Origin of the sequence: Agrobacterium sp. MA01 (assembly GCF_009650195.1) — a bacterium.
GTDB lineage: Bacteria > Pseudomonadota > Alphaproteobacteria > Rhizobiales > Rhizobiaceae > Allorhizobium.
Map to the genome: position 1 here is coordinate 2788767 of NZ_CP045854.1, position 16309 is coordinate 2805075.

Below are 16309 nucleotides of genomic sequence, written 5' to 3' on the forward strand. Positions count from 1 at the left end.
TCAATGCAGGTTCGGTTGGGGACCCTTGCCGCCTTCGTCGACGGCAAAGCCGCGTTCGAAGCGATCAAGGCGCAAGAGGCGGGCCACGGGATGGGCCTCGTTCTTCGCGATCAAATGGGCAAAGCAGAAGCCGGACGCCGGCGTCGCCTTGAAGCCGCCGTAACACCAGCCGCAATTCAGATAGAGATTGTCGATTGGCGTGCGGTCGATGATCGGCGAGCCGTCCATCGACATGTCCATGGCGCCCCCCCAGGACCGCAGCACCCGAACCCTGGATAGACCCGGGATCAGCGACACGCCCTCCTCGATCGTATGCTCGACGGTCGCGAGATTGCCGCGCTGGGCATAGGAGGAATAGTAGTCGATGTCGGCGCCGAAGACCAAGCCGCCCTTGTCGGACTGCGAGATATAGAAATGTCCGGCGCCATAGGTGATGACATTGTCGATGACGGGCTTGATGCCCTCCGACACGAAGGCCTGCAACACATGCGTCTCGATCGGCAGGTCCAGCCCCGCCATCTTGCCGGTGACAGAGGTATGACCGGCAGTCGCCAGCGCCAGCTTGTTGCAGCCGATGAAACCCTTGCTCGTTTCGACACCAGTCACCTGACCGAGTTCGTCGCGGCGGATGCCGGTCACTTCGCAATGCTGGATGAGATCCACGCCGCGCTCGTCCGCACCGCGTCCATACCCCCAGGCAACCGCGTCATGACGGGCCGTGCCGCCGCGCCGCTGCAGCAATCCGCCCATGATCGGGAAGCGCGCATGATCGAAATTGAGATAGGGCATCATCGCCTTCACCTGCTCGCGGTCGAGCAGTTCGGCCTTCACCCCATGCATCATCATCGCATTGCCGCGCCGCGCATAGGCATCGCGCTGGCCGTCGCTATGAAAGAGATTGATGATGCCGCGCTGGGACACCATAGCGTTGTAGTTGAAGTCCTGTTCCAGGCCTTCCCACAGCTTCATGGAGAATTCGTAGAAGGGCTCGTTGCCCTCCAGCATGTAGTTCGAACGGATGATCGTGGTGTTTCGCCCGACATTGCCGCCGCCGAGATAGCCCTTCTCGATAACAGCGACATTGGTGATGCCGAATTCCTTGGCGAGGTAATAGGCAGTGGAAAGACCATGCCCGCCGCCCCCGACGATGACAACGTCGTAATGCGGTTTCGGCTGCGGCTCGCGCCACATCGGCGCCCAGTTCCGGTTGCCGGAAAGCGCCTGGCGGAAGATCGAAAGGGCGGAATAACGCATCGAACAACCTCTGCAAATGTCGCGTCACATTCGCATAGGCATCATAAAGAGCAAGCGCGATCAGGACAAAATCTATGCTGTTTGAGACATGGAACACAGGTTTGATCGCAGTGCAGCACAGAAACATCACACCCCGGCAAGAGCTTGCGACATCGAGCACTTCCAAAGCGTGGGAGACGGGGATAAACCGGAGTGGATGTGATCGGGAGCCCGGTTCAGTTGCGTGATAGGCAGGACATTCTGAAGCTGTTCGAGACGAGCGCGATTGCCGCTGGCCGCGTTATTCTCGACATCTACAAAGCGGGTGCAGGGGTGCGCCTGAAGGGCGACAAGTCTCCGGTGACCGAGGCGGACGAATCCGCCGAACGCCTGATTCTCGATGCACTGGCCCACGCTTTGCCCGAAGTCCCTGTGGTTGCCGAGGAAGAGGTCGCCGCCGGCCGCATCCCCGACGTCAGCGGCGGGCGCTTCATCCTGGTCGATCCGCTCGACGGCACCCGGGAATTCATCGGCGGCCATGACGACTTCACGGTCAACATTGCGCTGATCGAAGACGGCACCCCCACACTCGGCGTCGTCCATGCGCCAGCACTCAACACGCTTTATCTCGGCGGCGCCGGCAAGGCGGAGAAGCTGAAGCTTGATGAAAACGACAGGGTCGTGGCCCGCATGCCGATTGCTGCGCGCTTGAAGGGGACTTCCCCGTCAGCCCTGGTGTCCCGCTCTCACAATTGCGATGCGACCGACGCCTATATCCGCAAGGCGGAGATCCTGGAGCGCAAGACTGTCGGCTCCTCGCTCAAGTTCTGCCTGGTGGCCGAGGGCGTTGCCGACCTTTACCCCCGCTTCAGCCCGACCATGGAATGGGACACGGCTGCAGGCGATGCCGTGCTTCGGGCAGCTGGCGGCATGGTTGCGACCGAAGACGGCGCGCCGCTCACCTATGGCAAGCGCCTGCCCGGGCTGCGCACCTTCGAAAACCCACCCTTTCTCGCCACCGGACGCCCCTCCGAGCGGGGATGAGTTTCGGAAAATTTCGAGGCTATTCAATGGGGGCAGATGCTTTTCATCCCCCTCTGCTGCGCCTGTCTCACACTCTCCGCGTCAACACGCGCTGCCCCCGGCAGCCGAATGCGAAGGAGAGACCATGCCAGACACGACCCCCAATCTCGCCCTGCCCTTCATCCTGCCGGCGCAGGCCCAGAAGCACGTGACGCACAATGAAGCACTCCAGCGGCTCGACGCGCTGGTACAACTGGTTGTCGCCGGCAATGCGACGAGCCCGCCTGCCGATCCTGAGGAAGGTGAAATCCACTGGGTCGCCGCACCGGAAACCGATCTTTGGACAGGGCATGCCGGGCAACTCGCCCTGTTTCAGGATGGCGTCTGGGTTTTCATCACACCCAGGATCGGCTGGCACGCTCTTTTCCTCGACGAGCAGAGGCTGAGGATTTTCGACGGCACGGACTGGATTGTTCCGCCGCTTGTCGCCGAAGCACGCTTCGAACGCCTGGGAATTGCCGCCGATGCCGATGGCCACAACAGGCTCTCCCTCTCCTCGCCGGCGACCCTTCTGAACCACGCCGGCGATAACCATCGTCTGACGATCAACAAGGCTGCCACCCCGGATACGGCGAGCCTGATTTTCCAGTCCAATTGGCAGGGTCGCGCAGAGATGGGCCTTGCCGGAGAGGATCGCTTCTCGCTGAAGGTGAACGGCGACATGACAGGCTGGCGCCAGGCCGTGAGCATCACCCCGGAAGGCTATGTCCGCCACGATCAGCGGCCGCTGGCCCGCGCCGCCCTCGCCACGACAACGCTCACACCAACAGCCGGCAGCTTCACCGGCTTTGACGACCTGCACCTCTCGGGTGGCGACATGTCCCTCGGCTCACCGCTCGCCTCCGGCCATGGCCGGCCGCTGGTCGTCGCTGTATCCGGTTACTATCTGCTGTCGCTCAGCGTATCCGCCGTCAGCACCGGTACCCACACGGTCCATGTCAGCCGCAACGGCGCCGCCGATATCGCAACCCATATCGGGGGCGCCGGGACATCGAGCACGGTCGCTCTGGTCTGGCTCGATGCCGGCGACACCTTGGCGCTTCGCCATCAGGGCACGATCCAGTACCAGTTCGGCTACGGCAAGACCGAGCTGAGCCTCGCCTTTCTCTGAAGATCAAAACGACGAAGGGCGCCGCTTGAAAAGCCGGCGCCCCTTTTCGTCTGTAAAGTATGCGAGTGTCAGAGCAGCCGATAGCGACAGGCGCGCGCCACGGCCTGCATGCGGTTCACCGCCTCAAGCTTGCGCATTGCACTCTTGAGATAGCTGACAACCGTGTGGCTGGAAATGTCGAGGATGATGGCGATTTCATCGCTGCTCTTGCCGGCCGCCGACCAGCGAAGACATTCGATCTCGCGTGCCGACAGCTTTTCCTTCGGCCCAAGCCGCGGCACCAGGGCCTCGACGCCCGAATCCAGCAGCTCCATCGCACTCAGCTGCAGGGCAGCGATTTCCGGACGCTCGGGCGCATGGTCACGCCCCGAAAAGACGAGCACATACTGGGTCTGGTTGCGGTCGTTCAAGTTGAAGACCAGAGAACCGCCCATCTCAAACTGCTGGAAAAGCGGGGCAAGCGGCTGGCGCGCCTCCGATCCCGGCGTGCCGAGAAACAGATTGTCATGCGTGAAGAGCGGAAGGATAGACTGCTTGATCCGCGCGATCAGCAGGCTGCCGGCATAGACTTCTGCCGCTTCATAGCCGAGGCGCAGTTCGTCAGGCCAGGTACAGAGGATCAGATTGGCCGAAAACTCCGGACTATCCGCCTTTGGAACGCGCGCAAGCAGCGTGTTTCGAAAGCCATGGCTGCGACCGAGCGCAGAGAACTCGCGCCCCCATGGGCCGGTGGAGAGCGCTTCGCTCTGAAAAACGGCATCACCGTCACCAAGACCGTGACTGCCCGTCACATCAGTTGGCCTGAACATAAAACTCCTTTCGACCGGACGTTCGTCCGATCGGGATTTCGAATGTTTGTGGACATTGAATCGCTCCATGGGGAACGAGTATCAGCTGGGCCTGTCGCCGGTCTTGCGGCCCCCTACGGAAACCGCGATGCTCGACATCTGCCCTTCCGATCGACGCATCGATCGAGACATCAGTATTGCTGGGGAGCCCAATGCCACAGATCGCTAATGGGCACCAGTCGCAGTCCTCGCATAACTCCTATGCATTTGCCGCAAGTTTAATCAACTTGTCCGAAACGCCACGACTCTCGCCCCAGCCCGGTCGCGAAAATTATTATCAAATGCTTACAATGGGCTTAGGCAAATTTTAAAGCATCGGTCCTAGTATGAGGGTGTGTGGTCTTGAGTTTGTATAGAGAGTCCAATGACCGAAATGATCCGCCCACGAGTGAAATATGTCATCGGCCCCGATGGCAGCCCCCTTACGATTGCCGATCTTCCGCCGGCCAATACGCGCCGCTGGGTGATCCGCCGCAAGGCTGAGGTTGTCGCGGCTGTGCGTGGTGGCCTGTTGAGCCTGGAAGAAGCCTGCGAACGCTACACCCTGACGGTCGAGGAATTCCTATCCTGGCAGTCATCGATCAACGATCATGGCCTGCCGGGCCTGCGCACCACCCGAATTCAGCAGTATCGCCATTAGTCCATTTTCGTGCCGGCTCGCCCGGTACACTTCTAATTGCATCAGACCCATACCTGAAACCGGCAAGGCCCAGCCTGCCGGTTTCATGTTTTTCGGGCAACGCTTACCGCGTTCAAGCCGCTGAGCGCCGCAACCGCCAGGCTGGATCCGGCATAGAACCAGAGCCCCGGCTGCGTGAAGGCCTGAGCGAGCCCGCTGGTTTTCGTCGCGAAGATGACGATGGCGACCAGCAACACGTCCATCATCGACCATTTCGACAGCACCGGGACCAACCGCGTGAGCAACCCCTGCCCCGGCTGCACCTCGCCAGCGATATTCTCGGCCGCGAGAAGCAGCAGCTTGATCAGCGGAAAACCGATGGAAACGAGCCCGACCAGAAGCGCAAGCAAGCCGTCTCCGTCGGCATAGAGCGAAACGATCACCTCGATCAGCGAGGCATCGGTGGAAAAGACATAAAAACTTTCGAACCGCATCAGCGGCAGGCTCACGCCGAGCGCAAACGAGATTGAGGCTCCGACGAGAAGAAGCGCCTTCAACCAGACGACCACAATGGCTCCCTTCCTGACATCGAACACAGCGTATCCGGCAGTTGGCTTCCCGGTCGGCTCTACCCGATGTTAAACAGAACCATCGAAACGCGGCAACAGGAGGCGTCAATGCAGATCACCAGTGAAGAGGCAGGATCGGGTGGACGCTATGTCGGCCGCATCGAGGGCATCAGCAAGCCGGCCGTGATGACGTATTCCCGTGCCTCCGCCAGCCTGATCATCATCGACCATACGGAAGTCCCGGACACCATGCGCGGACAGGGCGCCGGTCAGGCGCTCGCCGAACATGCCGTCGCTGCCGCGCGTGAAGGCGGCTGGAAGATCATCCCGCTCTGCCCGTTCATGAAGGCGCAGATGGACCGGCACCCGGATTGGAACGACGTGCGCAAGTGAGCTCCGGTCAGCCGGTGCCCAAGACGAACGAAGGCGGACGCCGGATAACCCGCGCCCGCCTTCCTGTTTGAAATCTCAACCAGACTGAATAGCGTTATTCAGGCCCGGACACGCATCTGGCCGTCGCGCTCTTCGAGAGCCGCCGCCTTCTGGTATTCCGCTTCAGCCTCTTCCAACGCCAGTTCCGCCGCTTCCTGCTGGACCTTCAGTTCCCGAATGGAGACCTGGAGATTGTCCGCGCGCTGGCGTGCCGCCTTGGCGAAGGTGGGATAGGCGAAATGATTGGGATCGGTGATGCCCGATTTCTTTTCCTCGATGCCGATCTGAGCTTCTAGCTCCTTCGCCATCCGTTCGAATTCCGACATCATTGACTGCAGCTGCTGCAATTGCCGACGCTTTTCGGTAACCTGAAATCCCTTCAGGCGTACCAGGCTCTCACGCGACTTCATACGCAATACTCCCGTGATGCGAGACCCCCCGCCACACTTGCTACTCAACACGCCCGCCACCGATTCGTCCAAAAAAAGTCCGCGGCGTTAACAAAAAGCTACCTTTGGTAACCTTTCGTTTACGGGCATCGTTAATGATAAGCCCGATCACTTAAGGGTCAGTAAATGCCAGAGCCCGAAAAGAGCTCGTGACAATGATGAGTCAAATGAATCGGTTACAGGGGTTTCCTGAGGTGCTGATTCAGGTGTGGCGATGACCGGAAACACATGAAGAATCAGGAGGCTGATATCTTTGCTTAATAAATTCGATACACCTTGCCAGAGGGAATCAGAATTTGTTAACCAATTGGTGGCAGCCTTCAAATCAGGCAACGACTGGATCCGTATCGCGTAGGGGGCCATCTTGACCTTTCGGCGGCGGTAAAGGGGATAAATATGCGGGTTCTACTCATTGAAGACGATAGCGCAACGGCGCAGAGCATCGAACTGATGCTCAAGTCGGAGAGCTTCAACGTCTACACCACCGATCTCGGCGAAGAAGGTGTCGACCTCGGCAAGCTCTACGATTACGACATCATTCTGCTCGACCTGAACCTGCCTGACATGTCCGGTTATGAGGTGCTGCGTACCCTTCGCCTGTCCAAGGTGAAGACGCCGATCCTGATCCTTTCCGGTATGGCGGGCATTGAAGACAAGGTACGTGGTCTGGGCTTCGGCGCCGACGACTACATGACCAAGCCGTTCCACAAGGACGAGCTGGTTGCCCGCATTCATGCGATCGTCCGCCGCTCGAAGGGCCATGCCCAGTCGATCATCATCACCGGCGAGCTGATCGTGAACCTGGACGCCAAGACGGTCGAAGTCGGCGGTCAGCGCGTTCACCTGACGGGCAAGGAATACCAGATGCTGGAGCTGCTTTCGCTCCGCAAGGGCACCACGCTCACCAAGGAAATGTTCCTCAACCACCTTTACGGCGGCATGGACGAGCCGGAACTGAAGATCATCGACGTCTTCATCTGCAAGCTGCGCAAGAAGCTCGCAAACGCTGCCGGTGGCGCCAACTACATCGAAACCGTCTGGGGTCGTGGCTATGTGCTGCGCGAGCCGGATGGTGCGGAATACATGGAAACGGCGTAAGCCCCTTTTCCACTTCTTCAAAGAGGCCCGCGTCGATGACGCGGGCTTCTTGCATTTTGGAGCCTCGAAACAAGGGCTTCCCCGGCACTGATCAAGCAAACACAAAAAAGGCGGCGCTCTGGGCACCGCCTTTGTCACACATGTCGTCGTTTAGCCCCGGCAGGGGAAATCAGGCAGCGATTGCCTTGTCGCCGAAGGTCTTCGTGAGGATCTCGCGATCGAAGGGCTTCAGGAGGAAGTCGCTGGCACCCGCCCGCTTCCCGGCCATCATCACCTTCAGCTCGGCTTCCACCACGCAGTAGTAGATCTTGACCGCCTTGCCTTCCGGCAGCGCACGGACATTGGAGATCAGATCGAGGGCATCACTCATGCCGGCATCGACGATCATCACATCGGGAAGCTCGCGCTCGCAGCGCGACAGCGCCTCGCGACCGGACGCCGCTTCCGTCACCTGGTAGCCGAGTTCCGACAGGATCTTCTTGCCGACCTTGCGAACGATGTCGGACCCATCTGCGATCATCAGGCGCTTCATGGTGGACTCCCCTCCCCAGATACGGGGGATCTGAAATGTAATGGATACCTTAATGGGCCGCGCCTAAGGAAAGGTTACCGGTTGCAGCACTTGCGCGTCCCGAAGCGGGACGGTTCAGCTCACGACCTCGGCGGTGAATGCGATCTCGCCTTCACTCGGCACGCATTTCAGCTCCATGCTGCATTCATCCGCGAGCAGCACCGTGTAATAAGGCTGGATGGTATGGGCATCGACGGCCTCTTCGAGATGACCGGACAGGATTTCCTGATACTTCGGCGGCACCCGCAGCATGCGTCCCTTGGCGACGATCTTGAACTTGGCGTCCGTTTCCGGGTTTTCGAGAGAAATATCCAGCGAGCCGCCACGCGGAATGGCACCATAGGCGACCAGGAAGAGGTTGAGCAGCAGCTTCACCCGGTTCTTAGGGATGATCGCGCGCGGTCCGCTCCAGCTCACCTCGGTCTTCTTCTCGGCCTGGGCAAAATCCTTTGCTGCCTTTTCCGCCTCGCCGGTATCGATCGAAGCACCGACCGAGCCCGAAGCACCGAAGGCAAGTCGGGCGAATTTCAGCCGTACCGAGGCGTTGAGCGCGCTGGTCCGGATCAGATCCATCGCATCGGCATCGGCGCCGCCTTCGTCAAGCAGTTCCAGGCCGTTGTTGATCGCTCCAACAGGCGAGATCACGTCATGGCAGACACGGCTGCAGAGCAGCGCAGCAAGATCGGGGCCTGCAAGCGTGAGATTAGGATTCTTCGCCATGGTCTTCTCCAGAAGATGTGGACCCTCGAAGCAACAGTCGGACACACGTCCGCTGGCTACGACTTGGTCGGATACCGTTCGGCCATAATGACACCATATTTGGTAAACCGATTATTAAGACGATGCTCGCTAGGTTTAATTACCCCCAAGGAAGACGCCGAATCCGTCGGCTTCGCATTTAGGAGGCACTATGCGTCACCTGCCCCACTGCTCCCTGCCACTGCTGCGGTCGCTGGCCGTCGCCATTCTGGCAACGATCAGCCTCGTTTCGGCTCTGCGCCCCGCCCATGCTGCCGGCGAATACTCGATCCAGGAAGTGGTCGACGCAGGCCACGGCTTCTTCGGCGAGACCAGTGGAGCGCTCGCCAAGGTGATCGAGCAGGCCTTCGAGCAGAATGGCCTTCCGAACGGCTATATTCTGGGCCAGGAAGGCTCAGGCGCCCTCATTGCCGGCCTGACCTATGGCGAAGGCACGCTCTACACCAAGAATGTCGGTCAGCACGACGTCTTCTGGCAAGGCCCCTCCCTCGGCCTCGACTACGGCGGCAACGGCACCCGCACCATGATGCTGGTCTATGACCTGCCGGATGTCGACACGCTCTATGCCCGCTATGGCGGCGTGAGCGGCTCGGCCTATATCGTCGCCGGCGTCGGCATGACGGTATTGAAGAGCCGTGACGTGGTCCTGGTGCCGATTCGCACTGGCATCGGCGCACGCCTCGGCATCAATGTCGGCTATCTGAAGCTGACCCGCACACCCACCTGGAACCCTTTCTGAACCGTCTCGCCTTAATCCTTAAGGCTGAAGCAAGCTCGATCTGTTCTGTCGTTAGCCATATTGGTGTAAGGACATGGCTCGTCAGGCTGTTCTGCTTGCCGGGCGACACTCTGCATGCTTAACTATCTGCTAATGCTTCCCTAGTGCTGTGGCGCCGTCGTGATTGAATATACCCTGATATTCGCAATGGGATTTATGGCGGCAGCGCTGCTGGTGATGCTGGTTGCCCCGGCCGTGCATCAGCGCGTGGTGCGCTATACGGAGAACCGTCTGAAGGCCACCATGCCGCTCAGCCCGCAGGAGATTCGCGCCCAGAAGGACATGGTGCGCGCACTCTATGCCGCAGAAAACGCCAAAACCCAGCATGATCTGACCCGCGAGCGTGAAAAGACCATCGGCCTGACGCTGAAGAACGAGACACTCAGCGGCGACGCAGCACACCTCGTCGCAGAGACGAAGGAGCTCAAGGTCCAAATAGAAGACATGAGCACGGAAGCTGCCGACCTGCGCTCGCGTCTGCGTCGGGGCGACGTGGAAATGTCGACGATGCGCGAAACCTTGAAGCGGGTGGAAATCGCCGCAGCCGCCAAGGATATCGAGCTCGAGGACCGTGCCCATCGCATTGCCCGCCTGATCAGTGACATCGACACCATGCGCATCGAAGCCATGAGCCGCGACACCGAGATCGACACGCTGAAGACGCGCATTCAAGGGATGCGTGACGAACGGGAAGACTTGCGGCGGGAAAACAAGCTGCTCGGCAAGCGCGCCAAGGATGCGGAACTGCGCCTCGCCCAGGAAGAACACAAGGTTCTGCGCCTCGAAGACGTGCTGGCCCGGGATGCAGCGGAAAGAGCCGACGCGAGTTCTCTCGTCGAGCGCCGCACACGCGAACTTCGCGATCTCCGCGCCAAGCTGAAGACGGCCAATGCCCAGCTCCGCGAAGCCCAGCGCGCCCTTCGGGAAGCCGGCATCGCGATACCCGACGCCAAGGATACGCCGATGCCAGAAGACGAGATCGCCAATTCCAACCTCGCGACCGATACGACCGCGCTGGAATACGATATTCGGCGGAGCCAGACGGCCCTGACCGAGCGCCTGTTGAAGGTGAAGGCCTCGACCGAAGACGATGCAATGCGTGAAGAACTCGGTGATATCGCCGCCAAGATGATCGTTCTCACGGCCGCCCGTGAAGGCGAGCAGAGCGTCATCACAGACTTCGTCTCGCCGCAATCAAAGAGCGGGGACAAGCCGAAGAGCCTGGTCGACCGGGTACTCGCCATGGACCCTTCGATCGGTCGTGGCGCAGGCATGGCGACGCCAGCCGAATAGGCCGACTGGCTCGGCGATCCGAACCCGCAGTCCGGAACACGGGATTAGCCGAGGCGTCCCATGGCGCGCGCGATGGCGTAGAGGGCAATGCCGCTGGCCGTGCCGACATTCAGGCTGTCGAGACCCGGGGCCTGGGCGATGCGGGCCGACCGGAAACGATTGAGGATTGCAGCCGGAAGCCCCTCCCCCTCCGTTCCCATCACCAGCGCCACGCGCCGGCCCGGCGCAACCGCGCCGATTTCAACCTCACCGGCAGGCGACAGAGCCCAGATTTCGAACCCAGCCGTGGCAAGTGCCCCGAGCACCTCTTCGGCGCTCCCCTGCCGGGCATAGGGAACCGTCAGAACCGAGCCGACAGAAACACGCAATGCCTTTCGATAGAGTGGATCGCAGCAGGTCTCGTCGAGGAGGACGGCATCCGCAGTGAAACCCGCCGCATTGCGGAACAGGGCACCGATATTGTCGTGGTTCGAGATGCCGCACCCGACCAGCGCCAGAGAGCTTTCCGGCAGACCGGCGACCAGATCGTTCAGTTCGGGTGGTGCAGAACGGCTGCCAAGCGCGAGAACCCCGCGATGCAGGTGGAAACCGGCGATCGCATCGAGAACCGCAGCCTCGGCCACGTATACCGGGATATCCTTGGGGAAACGCTCGATCAGATCGGAAAGGCCAGCGACCCTGTTCTTCAGGAGCAGTAGCTTTTCCGCCCGCACCGATCCGAAACCGGCATGCGCCTTGGCCAGCATCGAGAGCACCACCGTGCCCTCGGCGACGAATTGACCGTGACGTCCAGTCAGGTCGCGTTCGCGGATCGAGGTGAACTCGGCGATCCTCAAATCGCCGGGATCGGTGATCTCGATGAGGCGCCCCGGCTCCACGCCTGCCTCAGTTGCTGCCAAGTGTGACGTCGGCAATGATGCGGCCGAGCGGCAGATCGAAGACGAAGGCCTTGCGCGCGCCATCAGCCGTTTCGCCGTAGATCAGCATCTGGCTGCCGGACAGCGAGGTCTGCACGACGCGGAAGCCGGCCGGCAGGTTGGCGGTCAGGCTGAGCGGCTGATCGGATGGGACCGCGAAAGGCTGCGACGTCGTGGCCGCGGGCTCCGCCCCGCCTTCGTCACGCGTCAGCTTGTAGACGATCGATACGAGCACCGCGAGGAAGAGCACGGCCATGATGCCGCCCGAGATCAGCTGCAGCTTGACCATCTTGCGGCGCACACCTTCCATGACGGGATCAAGCGGCTTGTCTTCCGGGTTCTCGTCGTCGATATGAGCCATGGCAGCAGTCGTTTCCAATCCAAGTTCGCGCTGATTTGGATGCCTTCCCCGATGCGAACGAGCCGGAGAAAATTGCCGGGTCTACCGGCTGTCGATTGTCGAAGACCCCGGTCTGTGCCAAATGGCAGCGACAAAGGCCGAGACCCTGGCCGCCGTAAGACGGGATGACATGATGACCGACCCCTTTAACGAAGCCGCCGCATCAAGGAAAGAGCTGATTGCCGAGGATGATGCCTCAGGCCGCATCGACGCCTGGCTTACGGCGGCGCTCGGTCAGGAGTTTTCCCGCAACCGGGTGAAGGCGCTCATCGAACAGGGGGCGGTGCAGCTCAACGGCAATCTGCTCGACAGTCCGAACCGCAAGATCAAGCCGGGCGACAGCGTCGTCATCGACCTGCCCGAGCCGGAGGATCCGCAGCCGAAGGGCGAGAACATCCCGCTCGAGGTCCTCTACGAGGATAAGGACCTGATCGTGATCGCCAAGCCGCCGGGTCTCGTGGTCCATCCGGGCGCCGGCAACTGGCATGGCACGCTGGTCAATGCGCTGATCTATCATTGCGGCGACACGCTCTCGGGCATCGGCGGCGTCAAGCGCCCGGGCATCGTCCACCGCCTCGACAAGGACACGTCGGGCGTGATGGTCGTTGCCAAGAACGATATCGCCCACCGTCACCTCGCCGACCAGTTTGCCGACCATGGCCGCACCGGTCCGCTGGAGCGCGCCTACCGCGCCGTGGTCTGGGGTCGCCCTCGTACGCTTGCCGGCACGATCGATGCGGCGCTGGGCCGCTCCGGCGCCGATCGCACCAAGCGGACGGTCAAGCGCGAGGATACAGATGACGCACGCGAGGCGATCACCCACTATACCGTGCTCGAACGCTATGGTGAAAAGCCGGACGCCACCTGCCTTGCCTCACTGGTCGAGTGCCGCCTGGAAACGGGCCGCACCCATCAGATCCGCGTGCACATGGCCCATATCGGCAATCCGCTGGTTGGCGACCAGGAATATGGCGCCGCCTTCAAGACCAAGGCGAACCTCCTGCCCGAGGACGCCAAGCGCGCCGTCAACAAGTTCCACCGCCAGGCTCTGCATGCTTACCTGCTTGCCTTCGAGCATCCGACCACAGGCAAAACCATGCGCTTCGAAGCCCCGATCCCGGCGGACCTGCAGAAGGTGGTCGATGCGCTGAAGGCGATGTGACACCCTGACGCTCTGATCCTGCCCGTTCTCTATCGATTGACACTCCGTCACGGCCTCGTGACGGAACACAAATCTTGTATCGCCGTTTTGCCATACTTATCTGTCATACGGATTTCTGTGGGATAGAGAGATCCACGGAGATGGGGCTCGCCGGAATTGGGAGCCCGCGAAGAAAGAGGGGTGCTATATGGCCCGCAGTAGTTTGCCATCGATCACAGCCGGAGAAGCCGGCCTTAACCGTTACCTGGACGAGATCCGCAAGTTCCCGATGCTGGAACCCCAGGAAGAATACATGCTTGCCAAGCGTTATGCCGAACACGGCGACCGTGACGCGGCGCACCGGATGGTCACAAGCCACCTGCGCCTGGTTGCGAAGATCGCCATGGGCTACCGCGGCTACGGCCTGCCGATCGGCGAAGTCGTATCGGAAGGCAATGTCGGCCTGATGCAGGCCGTCAAGAAGTTCGACCCCGAGCGTGGCTTCCGCCTGGCGACCTACGCCATGTGGTGGATCAAGGCCTCGATCCAGGAATACATCCTGCGCTCCTGGTCGCTGGTTAAGATGGGCACCACCGCCAACCAGAAACGCCTGTTCTTCAACCTGCGCCGCCTCAAGGGCAAGATCCAGGCGATCGAGGAAGGCGACCTGAAGCCCGACCAGGTCACCGAGATCGCGACCAAGCTGAAGGTGTCCGAGGAGGAGGTCATTTCGATGAACCGCCGCCTCTCCGGCGACGCATCGCTGAATGCACCCTTGCGCGCCGCCGAAGGCGAAAGCGGTCAGTGGCAGGATTGGCTCGTCGACGACCACGAAAGCCAGGAAGCCGTCCTGATCGAACAGGACGAGCTCGAAACCCGCCGCAGCATGCTGAAGCGGGCAATGAGCGTGTTGAACGATCGCGAACGTCGCATCTTCGAAGCTCGCCGCCTCGCAGATGATCCGTTCACGCTGGAAGAACTCTCCACCGAGTTCGACATCAGCCGGGAACGCGTCCGCCAGATCGAGGTCCGCGCCTTCGAAAAGGTCCAGGAAGCCGTCCAGAAAGACGCCCTGGAGCGCGCCAAGGCCTTGCGGGTGGTCGAGGCTTAAAGAACCGTCGACAGCGGCGACAGCTGTTCAAGCCGTTCGGGCAACCGGGCGGCTTTTCCTTTGTGGGTGGCCGCTTGTTACTCCGATGCCAGTTGCTGCCGCGAGAAGACTGCAAGTCCAAGCCCCGTCAGGACGCAGAACCAGCCGAAAAGCACCGCGGCGCCGATCATTGCCGCAACGGGCGTCCCTCCCGCGAGCAACCAGTCCCGCAAGTCCTGAGCCGCATAACCCGGCAATGGCAACCGATCAGCATCCGCTCCCAGATAGAGTTGGAGCAGTGTCGAACCGATCGCCAGCAGAAAGGTCGGGATAACGGCCGCAATCATTGACCGAAAGGCAACCACGAGCAGGGCAGCGAGCGACGCCAGAACCGCAAGTTCAAGAAATGCGATCCCGAATGCTGCCACCAGCGCAATGAGCGAGGACGCCGAAATGTCGAGACCTTGCCCTTGCAAGACACCAAACAGCATGGTCAGCACAATATCGCCGACAGCAGCCAGCAACAGAGCGAATGCGAGCCACGCGAGGCAAACGAGCAGCTTGGCTGCGAAGAGCTGCACGCGCGAATGCCTGGGCACCAGCAGCCGCCAGGTGGAATAGCGATATTCGAGAAAGAAGACCGTGGCGATGCCGAGCGCGAAGAGCAGGTGACCCAGCGAATTCCCAGAGAGACTGAGGCTCTTCGCCGCCGACAGGAACACATCGACATCGCCGGACTGCCGCCCCATACGCAGATAGATGAAGCCTGCGATGACCAGCTTGACCAGAAGTGCCGCGAGCGGCACGGCCAGGAAGCCCCAGAAGAGTATGCCCGGCTGACGGACAAGCTTGAGCATTTCGGCAGAGAGAAGCGGGTTCATGAGCGCACCTCCCGCGTCTCTGACAGGAAGACGGTTTCCAGATCCGGCTTGATCCACTTGGCCTCGTGAATGCGAACGCCGGCATTGGCGAGCGACAGGATGAGGTTGGGTACCTCCGTCCGTTCGATCCGTACGTAAACGCCGCCGTCCGCTTCCTCGGCCTCTTCGCCGAGACGGGCAAGCACCGCATCCGGCGCGTCCACTTTCAGCCAGAAGCGACCGTCACGATCAAGGAGGTCGGCAACCGCACCTTCGGCGACCAGCGCCCCCCGCCGGAGGATCGCCACCCGGTCGCAAACCCGCTCCACCTCGTCCAGCAGATGACTGGAAAGAAGCACAGTCAGGCCATCGCGATGCGCCAGTTCGTGGACAAGGGCCCGCATCTCCAGAATGCCATCGGGATCGAGCCCGTTGGTCGGCTCGTCAAGGACGAGCGCCTCGGGCTGCCCGATCAACGCACAGCCGATGCCGAGCCGCTGCTTCATGCCAAGCGAAAAGCCGGAGACGGCTTTATCAGCCGCCTTTTCAAGGCCAATGCGCCGCAAGATCGGCTCCACAAGCGTTGCGGTACCCGTGGCGCCCGCCAACATCCGCAAATGCTCTCGGGCCGTCAGGAAGGGGTAGAAGCTCGGCGATTCGATCAACATGCCGAGACGGCTGCGCTGGGCGGGGCAAGCCGGCTCGCCGAAGATCCGGATCTCGCCGCGATCGGGCCTGACCAATCCGGCGAGAATGCGCAGGAGAGTGCTCTTGCCCGCGCCGTTCGGACCGAGCAGGCCATAGACGACACCTCGGGGGATGGAAAGGCTCAAATCATCGAGCGCCTTGATGGCCCCGCTTCCACGCCCGAAACCCTTGCTGACGGCCAGGAAGGCAATGGCCGGATCACCGCCCGGATCGGCAAAGGGAATCGTCGACACTCGCTGCGCCTGTACTGACATCACGTCGTCCCTGCATTGGTCGCTGGCGGAGAGAACTTCCGCTGCCCTAACCCTGAAATCGAAAACAAAAATCCGCCGGGACATGCCCGACGGATC

20 protein-coding genes are annotated in these 16309 nt (G+C 61.1%); 9 read left to right on the forward strand and 11 right to left on the reverse strand.

The genetic code is table 11. The annotated features are described in order from the left end of the window. Complete coding sequence (locus GH983_RS13505) at positions 1-1254, reverse strand: sarcosine oxidase subunit beta family protein (protein WP_153762660.1); 1254 nt, start codon at positions 1252-1254, stop codon at positions 1-3. 237 nt (positions 1255-1491) lie between these two features. On the opposite strand from GH983_RS13505, the gene cysQ reads away from it, so the two are divergent. Next, entirely contained in the window at positions 1492-2277 is a 786-nt protein-coding gene (gene cysQ, locus GH983_RS13510; RefSeq protein WP_194842840.1) for a 3'(2'),5'-bisphosphate nucleotidase CysQ, read from the forward strand. 124 nt (positions 2278-2401) lie between these two features. Further along, entirely contained in the window at positions 2402-3427 is a 1026-nt protein-coding gene (locus GH983_RS13515; RefSeq protein WP_153762661.1) for a DUF2793 domain-containing protein, read from the forward strand. A gap of 68 nt (positions 3428-3495) precedes the next feature. Here GH983_RS13515 and GH983_RS13520 read toward each other — a convergent pair whose 3' ends face one another. Next, positions 3496-4236: a helix-turn-helix transcriptional regulator gene (locus GH983_RS13520; RefSeq protein ID WP_054148341.1), complete on the reverse strand. Its 741-nt coding sequence runs from the start codon at positions 4234-4236 to the stop codon at positions 3496-3498. A gap of 403 nt (positions 4237-4639) precedes the next feature. On the opposite strand from GH983_RS13520, the gene GH983_RS13525 reads away from it, so the two are divergent. Continuing rightward, positions 4640-4915, forward strand: coding sequence for a DUF1153 domain-containing protein (locus tag GH983_RS13525; protein ID WP_006725852.1), 276 nt, complete (start codon positions 4640-4642; stop codon positions 4913-4915). Positions 4916-4998: 83 nt separating this feature from the next. Here the strand turns inward: GH983_RS13525 and GH983_RS13530 are convergent, their stop codons facing one another. After that, the gene (locus GH983_RS13530; RefSeq protein ID WP_153762662.1) at positions 4999-5490 is read right to left on the reverse strand and encodes a paraquat-inducible protein A; all 492 of its coding nucleotides are present in this window, start codon (positions 5488-5490) and stop codon (positions 4999-5001) included. An 81-nt stretch (positions 5491-5571) separates the two neighbouring features. Here GH983_RS13530 and GH983_RS13535 point away from each other — a divergent pair, with 81 nt between their 5' ends. Beyond that, on the forward strand, positions 5572-5856 hold the full coding sequence (locus GH983_RS13535) for a GNAT family N-acetyltransferase (protein ID WP_054148340.1): 285 nt from the start codon (positions 5572-5574) through the stop codon (positions 5854-5856). Between the two features lie 98 nt (positions 5857-5954). On the opposite strand, the gene GH983_RS13540 is transcribed toward GH983_RS13535, so the two are convergent. Both GH983_RS13540 and GH983_RS13545 read right to left on the reverse strand, forming a co-directional pair. Further along, positions 5955-6305, reverse strand: coding sequence for a hypothetical protein (locus tag GH983_RS13540; RefSeq protein WP_054148339.1), 351 nt, complete (start codon positions 6303-6305; stop codon positions 5955-5957). 147 nt (positions 6306-6452) lie between these two features. Further along, positions 6453-6707: a hypothetical protein gene (locus GH983_RS13545; protein ID WP_150127507.1), complete on the reverse strand. Its 255-nt coding sequence runs from the start codon at positions 6705-6707 to the stop codon at positions 6453-6455. Positions 6708-6740: 33 nt separating this feature from the next. Between GH983_RS13545 and ctrA the strand changes: the two genes are divergently transcribed. Continuing rightward, positions 6741-7442, forward strand: coding sequence for a response regulator transcription factor CtrA (gene ctrA / locus GH983_RS13550; protein ID WP_054148338.1), 702 nt, complete (start codon positions 6741-6743; stop codon positions 7440-7442). Between the two features lie 169 nt (positions 7443-7611). On the opposite strand, the gene GH983_RS13555 is transcribed toward ctrA, so the two are convergent. Together GH983_RS13555 and chpT are read right to left on the reverse strand one after the other, a co-directional pair. Beyond that, positions 7612-7974, reverse strand: coding sequence for a PleD family two-component system response regulator (locus GH983_RS13555; RefSeq protein WP_054148337.1), 363 nt, complete (start codon positions 7972-7974; stop codon positions 7612-7614). Positions 7975-8088: 114 nt separating this feature from the next. Next, the gene (chpT, locus tag GH983_RS13560) at positions 8089-8733 is read right to left on the reverse strand and encodes a histidine phosphotransferase ChpT (protein WP_069043521.1); all 645 of its coding nucleotides are present in this window, start codon (positions 8731-8733) and stop codon (positions 8089-8091) included. Between the two features lie 190 nt (positions 8734-8923). Between chpT and GH983_RS13565 the strand changes: the two genes are divergently transcribed. Together GH983_RS13565 and GH983_RS13570 are read left to right on the forward strand one after the other, a co-directional pair. Then, entirely contained in the window at positions 8924-9511 is a 588-nt protein-coding gene (locus GH983_RS13565) for a DUF1134 domain-containing protein (protein ID WP_054148335.1), read from the forward strand. Between the two features lie 186 nt (positions 9512-9697). Then, on the forward strand, positions 9698-10843 hold the full coding sequence (locus GH983_RS13570; protein WP_245280795.1) for a hypothetical protein: 1146 nt from the start codon (positions 9698-9700) through the stop codon (positions 10841-10843). Between the two features lie 44 nt (positions 10844-10887). On the opposite strand, the gene GH983_RS13575 is transcribed toward GH983_RS13570, so the two are convergent. Then, entirely contained in the window at positions 10888-11742 is an 855-nt protein-coding gene (locus GH983_RS13575; protein WP_054148334.1) for an RNA methyltransferase, read from the reverse strand. Continuing rightward, positions 11729-12121, reverse strand: a complete 393-nt coding sequence (locus tag GH983_RS13580; RefSeq protein WP_153762663.1) for a hypothetical protein — start codon at positions 12119-12121, stop codon at positions 11729-11731. The genes GH983_RS13575 and GH983_RS13580 overlap by 14 nt, the downstream gene beginning before the upstream one ends. A gap of 172 nt (positions 12122-12293) precedes the next feature. Between GH983_RS13580 and GH983_RS13585 the strand changes: the two genes are divergently transcribed. Both GH983_RS13585 and rpoH read left to right on the forward strand, forming a co-directional pair. After that, positions 12294-13322, forward strand: a complete 1029-nt coding sequence (locus GH983_RS13585) for an RluA family pseudouridine synthase (RefSeq protein ID WP_153762664.1) — start codon at positions 12294-12296, stop codon at positions 13320-13322. Positions 13323-13509: 187 nt separating this feature from the next. Beyond that, positions 13510-14412 carry an RNA polymerase sigma factor RpoH gene (rpoH, locus tag GH983_RS13590; protein WP_153762665.1) on the forward strand — a complete coding sequence of 301 codons (903 nt, stop codon included), beginning with the start codon at positions 13510-13512 and terminating at the stop codon, positions 14410-14412. A 77-nt stretch (positions 14413-14489) separates the two neighbouring features. On the opposite strand, the gene GH983_RS13595 is transcribed toward rpoH, so the two are convergent. Continuing rightward, positions 14490-15272 carry an ABC transporter permease gene (locus GH983_RS13595; protein ID WP_153762666.1) on the reverse strand — a complete coding sequence of 261 codons (783 nt, stop codon included), beginning with the start codon at positions 15270-15272 and terminating at the stop codon, positions 14490-14492. Further along, positions 15269-16213, reverse strand: coding sequence for an ABC transporter ATP-binding protein (locus GH983_RS13600; RefSeq protein WP_153762667.1), 945 nt, complete (start codon positions 16211-16213; stop codon positions 15269-15271). The genes GH983_RS13595 and GH983_RS13600 overlap by 4 nt, the downstream gene beginning before the upstream one ends. Positions 16214-16309 lie beyond the last annotated feature (96 nt).